The organism is Corallococcus sp. NCSPR001 (assembly GCF_017309135.1).
Classification (GTDB): domain Bacteria; phylum Myxococcota; class Myxococcia; order Myxococcales; family Myxococcaceae; genus Corallococcus.
Window position 1 is genome coordinate 4,881,425 of record NZ_JAFIMS010000002.1, and the last position, 15,356, is coordinate 4,896,780.

The 15,356-nt window shown below is 70.2% G+C and carries 10 protein-coding genes; 3 read left to right on the plus strand and 7 right to left on the minus strand.

The genetic code is table 11. The features are described 5' to 3' along the window. The first annotated feature begins 7 nt into the window (after positions 1–7). Together JYJ93_RS21855 and JYJ93_RS21860 are read left to right on the plus strand one after the other, a co-directional pair. Positions 8–541 carry a hypothetical protein gene (locus JYJ93_RS21855; protein ID WP_206794255.1) on the plus strand — a complete coding sequence of 178 codons (534 nt, stop codon included), beginning with the start codon at positions 8–10 and terminating at the stop codon, positions 539–541. 1 nt (position 542) lies between these two features. After that, on the plus strand, positions 543–1,520 hold the full coding sequence (locus JYJ93_RS21860; RefSeq protein WP_206794257.1) for an NAD-dependent epimerase/dehydratase family protein: 978 nt from the start codon (positions 543–545) through the stop codon (positions 1,518–1,520). A gap of 45 nt (positions 1,521–1,565) precedes the next feature. Here JYJ93_RS21860 and JYJ93_RS21865 read toward each other — a convergent pair whose 3' ends face one another. The 5 genes from JYJ93_RS21865 to JYJ93_RS21885 form a co-directional block, all read right to left on the minus strand. After that, on the minus strand, positions 1,566–5,690 hold the full coding sequence (locus tag JYJ93_RS21865) for a CARDB domain-containing protein (protein ID WP_206794259.1): 4,125 nt from the start codon (positions 5,688–5,690) through the stop codon (positions 1,566–1,568). A gap of 480 nt (positions 5,691–6,170) precedes the next feature. Then, positions 6,171–9,056, minus strand: coding sequence for a CARDB domain-containing protein (locus JYJ93_RS21870; protein ID WP_206794261.1), 2,886 nt, complete (start codon positions 9,054–9,056; stop codon positions 6,171–6,173). Positions 9,057–9,186: 130 nt separating this feature from the next. Next, on the minus strand, positions 9,187–10,692 hold the full coding sequence (locus tag JYJ93_RS21875; protein ID WP_206794263.1) for an ATP-binding cassette domain-containing protein: 1,506 nt from the start codon (positions 10,690–10,692) through the stop codon (positions 9,187–9,189). A 273-nt stretch (positions 10,693–10,965) separates the two neighbouring features. Continuing rightward, complete coding sequence (locus JYJ93_RS21880) at positions 10,966–12,051, minus strand: SPFH domain-containing protein (protein WP_206794264.1); 1,086 nt, start codon at positions 12,049–12,051, stop codon at positions 10,966–10,968. Continuing rightward, on the minus strand, positions 12,042–12,542 hold the full coding sequence (locus JYJ93_RS21885) for an NfeD family protein (protein WP_206794266.1): 501 nt from the start codon (positions 12,540–12,542) through the stop codon (positions 12,042–12,044). Before JYJ93_RS21885 ends, JYJ93_RS21880 begins: the two co-directional genes overlap by 10 nt. 126 nt (positions 12,543–12,668) lie before the next feature. On the opposite strand from JYJ93_RS21885, the gene JYJ93_RS21890 reads away from it, so the two are divergent. Then, positions 12,669–13,514: an alpha/beta hydrolase gene (locus tag JYJ93_RS21890; RefSeq protein WP_206794268.1), complete on the plus strand. Its 846-nt coding sequence runs from the start codon at positions 12,669–12,671 to the stop codon at positions 13,512–13,514. Positions 13,515–13,520: 6 nt separating this feature from the next. On the opposite strand, the gene JYJ93_RS21895 is transcribed toward JYJ93_RS21890, so the two are convergent. Both JYJ93_RS21895 and JYJ93_RS21900 read right to left on the minus strand, forming a co-directional pair. Next, positions 13,521–14,906: a hypothetical protein gene (locus tag JYJ93_RS21895; RefSeq protein WP_206794270.1), complete on the minus strand. Its 1,386-nt coding sequence runs from the start codon at positions 14,904–14,906 to the stop codon at positions 13,521–13,523. A 113-nt stretch (positions 14,907–15,019) separates the two neighbouring features. Continuing rightward, complete coding sequence (locus JYJ93_RS21900) at positions 15,020–15,298, minus strand: hypothetical protein (protein ID WP_206794272.1); 279 nt, start codon at positions 15,296–15,298, stop codon at positions 15,020–15,022. Between the last annotated feature and the right edge of the window lie 58 nt (positions 15,299–15,356).

Consider the following 15,356-nt stretch of genomic DNA (forward strand, 5'->3'; position numbering starts at 1 on the left):
TGACGGCATGCGCCCCGCACGACTCCTCCCGCTGCTCCTCGTGTCCCTCGTCCTCCCGGCCTGCGCCGCCCGGCAGGTGCGCCCGGAGGGAGCCATCCGCAAGGTGGTGGTGGTGTCGGGCTCGCGCGTGGACGTGCTGCCCACGGGCTCGTTCCGCCAGGACATCATCGGGGAGAGCAACCCGCGCACGGTGCTGGCCCGCCAGACAGAGGCGGAGCTGCTCTCGCGCGGCTTCGAGGTCGTGGCCACGCGCCAGTCCCAGGCCCCGGTGCCGCTCACGGATGAAGTGGCGTCCTTCATCCAGCAGAACAAGGCCGAGGCCGCGGTGGTGGTCATCCTGGACTGGCTGGACGTGTCCGGCGCGACGGTGCTCAACCGGGTGGACGTGGTGCTGCGGCTGGGCATGGTGGCCCCCAACGGCCAGGTCCTCTGGACGGACACATTCCGCTCGCAGCCCGTGGTGAGCGCCTACCAGTCCGCGACGGACTGGAACTCGTTCCTGCGCCGGGCCGTCATCGACGCGGTGCAGGTGGTGCCGTGACATGCGGGTCCTGGTGACGGGCGCGGCGGGCTTCATCGGCGCCCACGTCTGCGAGCGGCTGCTCTCCCGGGGCGACACGGTGGTGGGCCTGGACGCGCTGGACGCGGCCCCCGGGGACGTGGCGCTGCGGCGCTCCCGCCTCCAGCGGCTGTCCGGGGCGCGCGGCTTCACCTTCCTCGCCGGGGACATCACCGACGCGGCCCGGTTGGGCGAGGCGTTCATGGCCGCGCGTCCGGAGGGCGTGGTGCACCTGGCCGCGCGCGTGGGCGTGCGGGCCCCGGACGCGGAGGCCCCGGCGTACGCGGACACCAACGTGACGGGCTTCGTGCGCGTGCTGGAGGCCTGCCGCGAGGCGCGCGTCCAGCACCTCGTCTACGCGTCCTCCAGCTCGGTGTACGGTGCGGCCACGCCCGCTCCGTTCCGCGAGGACGCGCCCGTGGATCAGCCGCTCAACCTCTACGGCGCCACCAAGCGCGCCAACGAGCTGATGGCGCACGCGTACAGCCACCTGCACCGGCTGCCCACCAGCGGCCTGCGCTTCTTCACGGTGTACGGGCCGTGGGGACGTCCGGACATGGCGCCGCTGCTCTTCCTGCGCGCGCTGGCGAACGGAGAGTCCTTGAGGCTGCACGGCGACGGGCGGATGCGGCGCGACTTCACCTTCGTGGACGACGTGGCGGAGGCCGTGCTGCGCGTGTTGGACCGGCCGCCGTCGGGGAGCCCGCCGCACAGGCTGCTCAACGTGGGCCATGGCGAGCCGGTGGCGCTGGGTGACTTCGTGGGCCTGCTGGCGCGGCACTGGGGCGCGAAGGCCCGCGTGACGTCCGTGCCCCCGGCGCCCGCGGAGATGGTCTCCACGTGGGCGGATACATCGAGGCTGGAGGCGGAGACGGGCTTCACGCCGCGCGTGTCCGTGGACGCGGGCGTGGCCCGGCTGGTGGCGTGGTACCGCGAGTGGAGCGCCGCCCGGGGCTCGTGAAGACCCCGGCCGGCGCCCGCGCGTCCTACGTCCCGCAGCGTGGGGCTACGGCAGCACCGCGAGGAAGCTCTCGACGAAGGCGTTGTTGTCCTCGCGCAGCTCCGTCACCCCCCGCTGAGCGTCCACCAGCGCGCCCAGGTAGAACAGCCCGGAGTTCTGGTCGCCGGGCAGCGTGTCCGCGGTGATGAAGAGCTGGCGCGTCGTGCAGACCCCAGCCCCCAGATAGTCCACGTCCAGCTCGCCCAGGGGCACCTGGGTGGAGGCGTCCGGCATCTCGTCCTGGAACGCCAGGGTGGGCTGGGTGGAGAGGAGGAGCTTCGTCTGGCTGTTCCAGCTTGAGGGCTGCGTGCCCTGGTTGCAGACCGTCACGGTGGTGGAGAACGTCTCACCCCTGCGCACGGCGAACGGCGCGACGACTTCCGTGACGACCAGGTCCGGCCCGAACCCCACGCCGATGCGGCCCCGCACGAAGGCGTTGTTGTCCGTGCGCAGCTCGTCGTTGGGGGACCCCGCGCGCACGAAAGCCCCCACGAAGAGGGGCGCCTCCGGCTCCGCGGCGGGCGTAATGGCCTGGAGGAGGCCTTCCCGCGTCGCGCATGCGTTCTCGGGCAGGGACGGAATCTCCACGGATCCCGCCAGGGACACGCTGGAGGCCGGATCTCCACCGGGGAAGGTCAGCTCCGGCGGCGTGGACGACGTGGAGAGGAAGAAGTCCACCGTCCGGGTGGAAGAGGGCTGCGTGCCCTGGTTGCAGACGGTGACGGGGACCTGCGCCTGTCCGTAGGGCTCGAGGTTCGCCGGCCCGCCCATCGCGGTGATGACGAGGTCCGGCGCGTCCCCCACGCCCACGCGCGGCCCGACGAAGGTGTTGTTGTCCTTGCGCACCTCCGGGGCGATCCAGTACCGGTCCACGGTGGCCCCCACGTAGTACGTGAGCGGATCCGCGCTCGTGTACCCGTAGAAGGTGCCGGTCACCGGCAGGGTGCGGCAGGTGTGCGCGGCCAGCTGGGGAATGGAGACATCGCCCAGGTACTCATCGAAGGGCACCTGCTGGTGCGTGCCCTGCGGAGGCAGGGACAGCTGGGGATGGGACAGCAGGTGCAGCGTCACCGGCAGGTTGTCCCACGAGGCCAGGGAGCCCTGGTTGCAGACGGTGAGGGTGGCGGTGAAGGACTGGCCGTACCGGATGCTGGCGGGCGGCGTCAGCGCGGTGATGACCAGGTCGGCCCCCGTCCCCACGCCCAGGCGGCCCTGCGTGAAGACGTTATTGTCTTCGCGCAGCTCCGTGCGGGTCTGGAACGGATCCACGACGGCGCTCAGGTACAGGGGCTGCTCCGGTGACGCTCCCGAGGGCCGGTCGACGGACACCATCCCCAGGGTGCTCACGCACTGCCCGGCCTCGAGCGGCGCGACGTTCAGGTACCCCGCCATGGACTGGCTGGGGTCGTTGGGGGACGGCGGCGGCGAGCCCTGCGGAGGCAGGTTCCAGGTCTCCTCCGTGGACACGACGAGCGCCACCTCCGTGGAGCTCACGCTTTCGGTGCCCACGTTGCAGACGCGCACGGTGGTGGCGAACGGCTCCCACGGCGCGACGGTGGGCGGGGCCTCCACCGCGGTGACCACCAGGTCCGGCCCGTAGCCCACGCCCATCGCGCCCGCGACGAACGTGTTGTTGTCCCAGCGCAGCTCCTGCGGCATCGCCTCCCGGTTGACGATGGCCCCCAGGTACAGCGGACGGAAAGGGATCGCGTCGGGCGGCGAATCCGCCCACCCGGAGATCGGCTGCGTGGTGCAGGCCCCCGCGCCCAGCGGTGGCAGGGACGCGTCACCCACGAACCTCTGGCCTCCCATCGGCATGGGCGGGAACGCCAGCGGATCCGGCGCCGGCAGGGTGTCGTCCACGCTCAGGTAGACCGCCACGCGCGCGCCGCTACCCAGCGGCCCCGTGCCCACGTTGCAGACCTTCACCTTGCTGGTGAAGGTCTCCCCGTGCCGCGCGCTGGCGGGCCCCTGGAGCTCGGTGATGACCAGGTCTGGCCCGCTGCCCATGCCGACGATGCCCGCGGCGAAGCCGTTGTTGTCCATGCGCGGCTCGGACTGCTGCATGTCCACGACCGCGCTCAGGTTCAGGGGCCGCTCGAACGGCGAGAGCATCGAGTCAATCGGACGCGAGGCCTGGAACGTGGAGCGCTGGGTCATGCACTGCCCGGCCGCCAGGATCACGTTGCGCTGGGCGCGGCCCTGGAAGGCGTAGGCCCGCGGGAGCTGCCCAAACACGGGGGGCGCCGGATACGGCCGCGACACGGGCGGCGCGGTCTCCGTGGAGAGGAACAGCGAGACCCCGTAGCTGTACGCGGGGTCGGTGCCCTGGTTGCAGACCGTATAGGTCGCGGTGAAGGACTGGCCGTCCTGGATGTTCGCGGGGGCGCGCACGTCGGTGATCACCAGGTCCGCGTCCGGCCCCGTGCCCACCCGCCCCTGGATGAACGTGTTGTTGTCCTCGTTCATCTCCTGGACGCTCTGGAACGCGTCGATGGCCGCGCCCAGGTACAGCGGCTGACCCGGCTGCGCCTCCATGGGCAAGTTGCGGTAGGCGTTCACCTGCACCGTCTGACACTTGTCGACGGGGAGGTAGGACACGTCCGTCCCGCCCACCGGGGCCTGGGTTGGCGTGGGGGAGGTCCCGGACGACGGCGAGATCGTCAGCTCGGCTTCCGTGGAGAGGAAGAACTCCAGATGGGCGTAGCCATACAGGTTCGCCGTGCCCACGTTGCAGACCTTCGCCTCGACGGGGAACGAAGAGTACCCCGGGACGTTGGCGGGGCCCTTCAGCGACCGCACCACCAGGTCGGGGGTATAGCCCTCGCGCACGGGGCCCTTCGTGAAGGTGTTGTTGTCGTCACGCAGCTCCGGGACGTCCTGCATCCCGTCCACACGGGCGCCCAGGTACAGCGGCATGCCCTGCTGGAAGGCCGGGGGCGGGTACGTGTAGCCGGACACCGGCAGCGTGACGCACCGTCCGGCATCCAGCCCCGGCGCCTGCGCCTGGCCGACGAGGGTCTCCGTCTGGGAGCCCGGCTGCGAGGCGGGCAGCGCGGCCTCCGTGGACAGCACCACCTCCGCGCGCACCTCCATGGCCCGGTCCGTGCCCACGTTGCACACCGTCACGGAGCCGGAGAACGGGCGCCCCGGAGAGATGTTCATGGGCCCCGTCACGTCGGTGACCACCAGGTCGGCCATGTGGCCCACGCTCAGCCGGCCCGCGACGCGCGTGTTGTTGTCCTCGCGCAGCTCCGAGTGCTCCTGACGCGGGTCGATGATGGCGCCCACGTACAGCGGCTGCTCGGGCTGGGTGGCCGCTGGGGGAATCTGGGGGAACGTCTGCGTCCGGACCGTGATGCAGCTTCCCGCCTCCAGCGGCGGCACGGGGACGATGCCCATCGGCGCCTGGACATCCACCGGCGCGCCCGGCGTGGGAAGGCTCAAGGTGTCCAGCGTGGAGAGGTAGAGCTCCGCGTCGGAGGAGGGCGAGTCTTCCGTGCCCACGTTGCAGACGCGCACGTCGGCGAGGAAGGACTGTCCCGTCCGGACGCTCGCGGGCGTCTTCACCTCGGAGACCACGAGGTCCGGGCCCAGGCCCACGCCCATCAGGCCGCGCACGAAGCCGTTGTTCGTCTCATCCAGCTCCGCCACGGCCTGCCCCGTGTCGACGCTGGCGCCCAGATAGAAGGCGGTGCCGGGCTGCCCGGGAGGCACCTGCGCGTGGGCGGTCACGGTGCGCGTGACGCACTGCTGGGGCTCCAGCGGCCCCACCTCCACCTCGCCCACGGTGACCTGCTGGGCCGGGGGCGGCGCGTTGGGGGCGGGAACCTGCTGGGTGGCCGTGGTGGACAGGTACAGCTGCACGAACGTGCCGCCGCTCTGGGGATACGCGGCCGCGGAGCCCTGGTTGCAGACCTTCACGCTGGCGGTGAAGTCATCCCCGTCGCGAACGCTGTCGGGGGCGCGCAGCGAGGTGATGACCAGGTCGGGACCGTGGTCCAATGGATGGCTTTGACCGCGGGCGGGGTTCGCGTTGGACGACGCGCCTTCACTTCCACAGCCGGTGATGACGAGCGTGCCCGCGATGAGCAGACACGCGTGTCTCCATGACGGCGAGTGCCGTTGCATGTGTTCTCCTTGGGGGTATGTGAAATCGACGAAGCGCCGGCAGCCGGGCCGGGTCCGACGCTGGTCGGACACTAAATGCATGCCCTGACAGGCGAAAAGCCAAGGCGCTTCGAATCCGAATGACATACGCCGGCCGGGGTTCTTGAAGACCCCGGCTGGCGTCCGCTTGACCTGCGTACCGTGGAGTGCGGTTACGGCGTACTGCTCACCACGAGGGTGCCGCGCACGAAGCCGTTGCTGTGCTTGCCCAGCGGCGGGACCTGGCGCCCAGGAAGAACGTCTGCGTGCCCGGCCTGCCACCGACCCCCGGGACGAACGCACTCACCGTCGACGTCACGCAGGCGTGCGCCGCCAGGGCAGGAAGGGTGGCGTCCCCCAGCCCAGCCTCCGCAGAAAAGACAAACGCCGGCCGGAGGCGGGGTGCCCTCCGGCCGGCGAATCTCATCTCAAACGATAGGGATTCTCTTTCGGAGGAATCCCCTACTGCGCCTGGCTGATGGGCGCGTCGCGCGTCAGCGTGTTGTTGTCCTCACGCACCTCGGACTGCGAGTTGGGCCCGTCCACGAAGGCGCCCAGGTACAGCGGCTGACCGGGGGTGGCCGCGGAGGGGCGGACCGCCGAGGCCTGGACGGACAGCGTGGTGCAATGCCCCACGGACAGCGCCGGCACCATGGCGTTGCCCGCGGACATCTGGACCTGCGTGAACGGAGGCTGGCCCTGAGCGGGCGTGTAGAGCGACGTCTCCGTGGTGATGAGCAGATCCAGCGGCGCGGAGCCGTACGAGGCCGCGCTGCCCTCGTTGCACACCTTCACCTGCGCGGTGAACATGTTGAACGGCGGGACGGTCGCGGGCGCGCTCACGGAGCGGATGACCAGATCCGGACCGTTGCCCACGGCGATCCGCGACGTCATGCGCGTGTTGTTGTCCTCGCGCAGCTCCATCACCTGATTGGACATGTCCACGCGGGCGCCCAGGTAGCGGGGGGAAGCGGGGTCCACGTTGGGCGCCATGGACGCGGAGCCGCTCACGGGCGTCGTCACGCACTGGCCCACGGCGAGCGCGGACACGGAGGTCATTCCGACAACGGACTCCGAGGCCGGGGGAGGCAGGAACGGATGGGACGGCATCTCCTCCACGGCCAGGACGCCCATCACGTACGAGGGCCCCGCCGGCTCGGTCCCCACGTTGCAGACCGTGACGTTGAGGGTGAGGGGGCCGCCCGGGATGACGCTGGAGGGGCCGGTGACGTCCGACACGACCAGGTCCGGACCATTGCCCACGATGAGCGTGCCGGCGACGCGGGTGTTGTTGTCCTCGCGCAGCTCCACCTGCTGCTGGTTCAGGTCCGCCACGGCCACCAGATACAGCGGCTGCGCGGGCGCGGCCGCCGGGGGCAGGGTGGCGTAGACCGTCTTCGGGTACGACGCGCAGGCGCCCGGCGAAAGCGACGACACCTCCACCGTGCCCACCATCACCTGCGACGGCGGCGGCGGGCCCTGCATGGACGCCGTCACGGAGTCCGTGGTGGACAGGAAGAGCCCCACCGTCGAAGGCCCGGAGGGCTGGGTGCCCTCGTTGCAGACCTTCACGTTCGTGGACAGCGAGGTGCCGGGCTTGACGCTCGAGGGCGCCGTCAGCGTGCGCACGACGAGGTCCGGGCCGGAGCCCAGGCCGATGCGGGACAGCGGCGACACGTTGTTGTCCTCACGCAGCTCCGGGAGGGACGACATCGGGTCCACGATGGCGCCCACGTACAGCACCGGGTTCGGCATGGCCGTCCCGCCCGGCACGGTGGCGTAGCCGCTCACCCGCCGCGTGGCGCACTCCAGGGGCTCCAGCGCCGGCGCGTTGACCGTGCCCACCGGCATGCGGGACATGGGCGGCAGACCGGACACGACGCTCAGCGAGGGCTCGTTCGTGACGTACACCTCCACGGGCACTTCGTTGGACCGCGTCGTGCCCACGTTGCAGACCTTCGCGGACACCGCGAGCGGCCCGTAGGACGGCGCGTTGGCGGGGACGTCCAGCGAGACGACGGTGAGGTCGGGCCGCGTGCCCACGCCCATCAGCGTGTCCGCGCGGGTGTTGTTGTCCTCGCGCAGCTCCGCCACGCCCTGCGGCAGGTCCACGACGGCGCCCAGGTACAGGGGCTGCTCGCTGGGATTCGCGGGCGGGCGGATGGCGGGGCCCTGCACCGTGCGGGTGGCGCACTGTCCGCTCACCATCGCCGGCACGCTGAAGTTCGTCACCGGGAACTCCGTCATGGGGCGGGGCTGGGTCCCCGGGGCCGCCAGCGACGGCACCGTGGACAGGAGCACCCTCACGTCGGCCTGCGGCGAGGACGACGTGCCCGTGTTGCACACCGTCACTGTCGCGGGAAAGGAATCGCCCTGGCGCGCGCTCGCGGGCCCCGTCACGGAGCGGAGGGTCAGGTCCGGGCCGTAGCCCACGCCCACCAGGCCCTGCACGAACGTGTTGTTGTCCTCGCGCAGCTCCGTCACGATCCACGACGCGTCCGCGATGGCGCCCACGTACAGCGGCGTGCCCGGCGGCACGGACGGCGGCGTCTGGGCGTAGCCGGTGAGCGCCACCGCGCGGCACTGGCCCGCCTCCAGGCCGCCCGAGGGCGCGCTCCCCACCATGAGCTGCGTGTTGGGGGGCGGGCTGGACTGCGGCGGCGTCAGCCCGTTCACCGAGGACAGGTACAGCTCCACGGAGCCGCTGGGGCTGTACTCCGTGCCCACGTTGCACACGGTCGCGGACGCGCTGAAGGGCTGTCCCGGCGCCAGGCTCGCCGGCGAGTCCACCTTCGTGACGACCAGGTCCGGCCGCAGGCCCACGCCCATCAGGCCCTTCACGAAGCCGTTGTTCGTCTCGTCCGACTCCGCCACCATCTTCAGGGTGTCGATGCTGGCCCCCAGGTAGTAGACGCCGTTGCCCGTGAAGCCCGCGGGGGGACTGACGTAGATGCTCAGCGAGCGGGTGACGCACTGGCCCGCGGACACCGGGCCCACGTCCGTCTGGCCCTGGGTGAGCTGGCTGGTGGGAGGCGGCTGCGTCCCCGGCCCGGGCACCTGCTGCGTGGGCGTGGTGGACAGGTACACCTCCAACTGGGTGTTGGAGTACACGGCCTGGTCACCGGTGTTGCAGACCTTCGCGGTGACGGTGGTGGACTGACCGGGCTTCGTGTTGTCCGGAGCCGTCAGCTCCGTGATGCGCAGGTCCGGCCCGGGCATGAGCGCGCCGGCCTGCCGCGCCATCTCAGGGGCTTCCTCCGGGGTGGAACCGCTGGAACAGCCGGTGAGCGCGAGCGCGCCCGTGATGAAGAGACACGAATGCCGCCATGGCGGCGTACGCCGAGACATACGGACTCCTGGAATGGGGGGAGAAGACGGTACAGGCCCGGTGTGACATCCGCCGGGCCTGCACGTCTTTTCTAGGAGTGAAACACCGGGACGAAAAACAAGTTTCAGTGTTTTCCGGACAGAGTCTGTTTCACTCCACCTCCACGCGTCCGTTGGCCACCCGCCACCGCGTGGTGGTGCAGGAGCGGGCGAAGGGCGCGTCGTGGGTGACGAGCAGCAGCGCGCCCGGGTAGTCGTGCAGCGCCGCCTCCAGCCGCTCGATGGACGGCAGGTCCAGGTGGTTGGTGGGTTCGTCCAGCACCAGGGCCCAGGCGTGCTGGCCCAGGCCGCGCGCGATGGCCAGCTTGCGCGCCTCGCCGGGCGACGGCTGTCCGGACGCGAGCAGCCGGTGCGGATCCACCCCCAGCGCGGCCACCAGGGACATCACCCGGCCGCGCTCCTCCGGGGGCAGCTCGCGCACCCCGTCGAGCAGGGCGCGCGTCTCTTCCGTGCCCAGGTCCTGGGGCAGGTACAGGAGCTTCTCGCGAGGCACGCGCGCCTCTTCCAGCAGGGCCTTGAGCAGCGTCGTCTTGCCGGCGCCGTTGGGCCCCTCGATGCGGATGCGCGCCTCGCGGTCCACGTCCAGGCGCGTGGGGCCCAGCACCTCCACGTCACCGGCCTTCAGTCCCGGCGTGTCGAACGTGAAGAGCCACGGGTTGGGCGAGCGCACGTAGTCCACGAACACGGAGCGGCCCACCGTCTTGTCCACGGTGAAGGTGCCCACCGCGGCCTCGGCGCGCTCCAGCTCGCGGCGCTTCACGGTGACCTGGTGGCCCAGGCGGGACTCGGCCCAGCTCGCCAGCGTGGAGGGCCCCAGGCCGCGCGCGTCGCTGTCGTACTTGTTGCGCATCCGCCGCGACGTGCTGCGCGACAGGGTGGCGCCCTGGTGCTCGCGCCGGGCGTTGTCCAAAAGCTGCGCGGCCCGGTCCCGCTCCGCCTTGGACTGCTGGTGGGCGGCGATCTCCGACTCGCGCTCCGCCTCCCAGTGGCCCTTCGCGGCGGAGTAGGCGCCCGGGTACAGGTGCGCCTCGCCGCCGTGCACGCGCAGCGTGGCCTGGGTGAGCGTCTCCAAGAGCTCGCGGTCATGGGACACGACGACGCCCACGCCCCGGAAGCGGCGCAGCGCGGCCACCAGCCACGCCCGTGCCTCCGCGTCCAGGTGGTTGGTGGGCTCATCCAGCAGCAGCACGTCCGGCTCGCGGGCGAGCGCCGCGCCCACCTGCCAGCGCTTGCGCTCTCCCGGAGACAGCGTGGGCCAGCGCTCCAGCGCGGTGACGTCCAGACCCAGCTGGCCCTGGAGCCTGCGCGCCAGCGCGTCCCAGGCGTCCGCGAAGGTGGTGATGTCGGGCGTGAGCGCCTCCACTCCTTGCGGACACAGCCACACGAGCGGCGAGTCCGGCTCGAACTGGAGCTGTCCGGACGTGGGCTTCAGCTCCCCGGACAGCAGGCGCAGCAGGGTGGACTTGCCGGCGCCGTTGGGGCCGACGAGGCCCGTCCAGCCGGGGGCGAGGTGGAACTCCACGTCGGTGAGGACGGGGATGGCATCGGTGAACGAAAAGCAGACGCGGTGCGCGCGCACGGAGGAGGACGAGGGCATGTTGAAGCGACTCCTGAAACCGGAAGCCAGCGCACACGTCCGGTGAGGACGCATGGGCGGCGGGGTACAGCCAGGGACCGGGGTTTCAGGCGAACAGCTTCAAGGTTCCGCGTACCTCGTTCAGGGGGAGAGCTCTGACCTCTCCCCACGTGGACAGCCGGTGCTTCGGGTGCAGCATGGGGCACCGCCCGGGCGGATGACAAGGGCCGGGCGGGTGCCGTGACAAGGGGCACCGACGTAAGAAACGCCGGTGCCCTGACAACGATTCCCGCGCTACTCGTCCGACGGGGGCGGCTGCACCCGGCGGGTGGCCGGGAGGGTGGCGCTCGCGGCGGCGTTGCGGGCCAGGGCCTGGGCGCTCAGCGCGGCGGCCGACGGGGCGCGGGCCGGAAGCTGGGGCTGGGGCGCGGCGGCCGGGGCGTCGTTGGCGAAGACCTCCTTCAGCGTGGCGATGGAGCCCAGCGCGGCGGTGGCCTCGTAGGGGACGAACATCTTGTTGTCGCCCTTGCCCAGCTCCTGGAGCGTCTCCAGGTAGCGCAGCGCGAGCACCTCCGGCGTGGCCCGGCCGGTGTGGATGGCCTCGAAGGTGAGGCGGGTGGCCTCGGCCTTGCCCTCGGCCTCCAGCATCACGGCGCGCTTGTGGCCCTCCGCGCGGGCGATCTCCGCGTCGCGCTCGGCCTCCGCGCGCAGGATGCGGGAGATCTTCTCGCCTTCGGCCTGGAGGATGGCGGCGGCCTTGTCGCCCTCGGCCTTGGTGACCTCGGCGCGGCGCTCGCGCTCGGCGGTCATCTGCTTGGCCATGGCGGACTTGATGGCCTGGGGCGGTTCAATCTCGCGCAGCTCCACGCGCGTCACCTTCACGCCCCACTTCTCCGTGGCCTCGTCCAGCACCATGCGCAGCTTGGTGTTGACCGTCTCGCGGCTCGTCAACGTCTGATCCAGCGTGAGGCCGCCCATGACGTTGCGCAGGTTCGTCATGGTGAGCTGCTCGATGGCGAGCGCCAGGTTCTCCACCTGGTAGAGCGCCCGGCTGGGGTCGACGATCTGGTAGTAGATGACCGAGCCCACCTCCATGTTGACGTTGTCATGGGTGATGACCTGCACGGTCTCGAAGCCCATGACCTGCTCGCGCAGGTCCACCAGGGTGTTGCGCGTGAAGCGGTTGCCGGCGCGCATCTCCATGGCGCGCGGGCTGTCCATGAAGGGGATGAGGATGTTGAGGCCGCTGGAGGCCACGCGGTGGAACTTCCCCAGCCGCTCCACGACCATCACCTTGGCCTGGGGAACGATGCGCACCCCGGTGACGATGCCGAACACGACGGCGGCGGCCAGGAACAGCAGAACAATCGTCAGTCCCATCCTTCATTCTCCTTCTTCTTGCGACGCGCCGGTTGCAGCGCGACTTCGTTGGACGCCGACGGGCGTCGCACCCACAACTTGAGGCCTTCGATCTGCTCCACGGTGACGCGCTCGCCCTCGGGCAGGGGCCCGGACAGGGAGCGCGCCATCCACAGCTCGCCGTTGATGCGCACGGTGCCCCCGTGTCCGTCCGCCAGCGCCTCCGTCACCACGGCCTCCTGGCCCAGCATCGCCTCCACGCCCGTCTTCAAGTGCTCGGCGTCCCGCATGAAAACGTTCTTGAAGAGGGTGCGGGACGCGCCGAAGAGGACGGCGGACACCAGGGTGAAGACGAAGATCTGGCTGTTGAGGCCCAGGCCCGCCCCGGCCGTCAGGGAGGCCATCAGCGCGCCCACGGCGAGCCACAGCGTCACGAAGCCGGAGAGCTTGATCTCCAGCGCGCCCAGGACGATGGCGGCGATCAACCAGAGCTGCCAGGCGGTGGTGTCCATGGGGTCCTTGTTTGGCAGCGGCTTTGGCCCCCTGTCAAACCGGGCGGCCAGGCATCCGGAATCAATCGAAACGGAGGGTGGGTTCCGGGCAAGGACCTAAGTCGGTCCAAGCCGGGGGAAAAGCGGATGCCATACCTGTCCATCCGTGGTGCACGACTGTACTACGAGGACACGGGGGGAAGCGGGGAGCCGGTGCTTTTCAGCCACGGGCTGCTCTGGGACTCCCGTCTGTTCCACCGGCAGGTGGAGGCCCTGAAGGGCCATTATCGCTGCATCGTGTACGACCACCGGGGGCAGGGGCTGAGCGAGCCCCCGCCTGGCGACTCGGTCATCGACCTGCGCACCGTGTACGAGGACGCGGTGGCGTTCATCCAGGCGCTGGGGTTGGCGCCGTGCCACTTCGTGGGCCAGTCCATGGGGGGCTTCGTGGGCCTGCGGCTGGCCGCGAGGCACCCGGAGCTGCTGCGCTCGCTGGCGCTCCTGGACTCGTCCGCCGCGGCGGAGCTGCCGCTGACGCTGGCGCGCTACCGGGTGCTGACGACGCTCACGCACTGGCTGGGCCTGAGGCCGGTGGTGGACCGGATCATGTCGCTCTACTTCGGGCGCACGTTCATGCGGGATCCGGAGCGTGCCGCGGAGCGGGCGGTGTTGCGCCGGCAGCTGGTGGAGAACCCGCGCGCGGTGTGGCGCGCCATGCAGGGCGTCATCCACCGCCGCAGCGTGGAGGGGGAGCTGCACCGCATCGAAACGCCGACGCTGGTGCTGGTGGGGGAGGAGGACGCGGTGACGGCGCCGGCGGTGGCGGAGCGGCTGCACCAGCGCATCCGGGGCGCGCGGCTCAAGCGGCTGCCCTGTGGCGGGCACATGTGCATCCTGGAGCAGCCGCAGGCGGTCAACGTCGCGCTGGGGGACTTCCTGGAGGAGGTGGAGCGCACCTCGCTCCAGGAAGCACCGAGGGCGGCGGTGAGCTAGGGAGGCCTACTGCGGGAATCGATGGTCGAGCTCGCCCACCGCATCCTGGATGGGCGTGCCCCCCAGTTCTTCGATGGTCAGGGTCGGCACGTCCTCCGCCTCGCCGAACACCATCTCCACCATCTGCCGCCGCACGAACCCGGCGATCAGCTTGCGTAGCTCCTGGGGAGGCATGAGCTTGACGATCTTGCCGTTCACATCGCGATTGAACGCGCCGTTGAAGAAGACCGGGAACCCGCCGCTGCAGTCGGTGTGCAGCATGCGGACGATGTTGGTGACGGTCTTGGCCTGCACCTGGGTGAACGCGATGTCGCCGTTGAGCAACTGCACCATCAAGTCATTGGAGCCGAGCGACTGCGTGGCGTGACCCGTCATCGGCAACGCCCCGCCCAACTGGGACGGGTTGCACGTCATCACCCCCAGGTTCGGCCAGTCGCCCTGGTGGTCGAATGCGTCGACCGTTTTCTTGACCTGTATCCAGCAGTTCGCGTCGGTGTCGGTCTTGGAGCTGTTGTGCGCCTCCGTGGTCTCGACCTCGACGGTGCCCGGTTCGAGCTGCAACTCCTTCACATAGCGCGCGGCCCGGATGCCCTCCGCCGTCAGGCGATACTTGCCGGAGATCTCCAGGTCCGGGAAATGGCCCTCCGTCAGGGGAAACACCGCGGAGATCCGCACCCGCTCTCCCTTCTGCCCTCCAACGATCAGCTGGTTCATGGTGAGTGCGCCGGCGACCACCAGCTTGAGGCACAACAAGGTATCGATGAAGCTGGTGCGGTTGCGGAGGAACTCCGAGCCGAGCGAAGCGCCCAGGAACAGCGCTTCCATGATGTCCTTCGGGTTGGCCTTCTGCGCGATCACGTCCAGCAGGTGCTCGGCGACCTCTCGGTCACTCCTGTGCGCGGTGCGCTTGCGGAAATACAGCGCGAACTCGTGATACGAGGGCGCCCGCCCCACCTTGTCGCCAATCAACTGCGCGCACAGCGCGTAGGCCTCCTTGTCCTTGGTCTTGGTGCAATCCGTGAACAGGTTCTTGAGCAGGAAGATCTTCTGGCAACCCTTTGTCGAGGGGATGCCGATCGGTATGTCGTGGTCCTCTCCATCGAACGTGGAGATGTCGCCCGGCTCGCCGAACAGCACGTAATTGCTCAGCGGCCCCAGGGTGAGCAGGTTCTGCGGCAGCAGCTCCGCGTCGATGACCTTGGCGACGTAGGCGATCGCGATCTCGTGCCACCACTTGAGGAGCTGCTTTCCAGAGATCGTGAACGCGGTGCCGAAGCACTGGAGCTCGAGCTTCGTAACGAGCGGGACGCTGGGATTGAACCGGATGGTCGGCGTATCCGCATCGAGCGTCGCCTTGTTGCATTTGCCGCAGTGGGCGCCAGAGGGCTGCACGTGCCCGCATGCCGCGTCGGAGCAGTATCTCATTTCGCTGAGAGTACAATTCCAACACACTCGCGGCAATTGCGTGGCGGCGCGCCACGAGAAGCGCGCCGCCAGCTCACGTCCTAGCTCTGGGCCGCGGGCTCGCGGCAGACGGCCTTTGACGCGTCATCGGTATCCACGGGCTGCACGGAGGCCCGAGGCTCGGAGGGCTGCGCGAACGGCGAGCTGATGCAGACGCCGTAATCACCGCAGGTGATGATGTGGCCGGCCTCCAGACAGAGTTCGGCGCACGACTCCCTCTCACAGTAGTCGTTGGTGCAATCCGGCGGACGAGCGCTGGCGGTCAGCGGCGCGAGCAGGAGGGTGGGAACCAGGAGCAGGGATCGGCGGAGCAGCGTCATGAGGCACCTCGGGAACGGGCGGCACCACTGCGGCTGAAGGCTGTCGGTGAGACGAAGA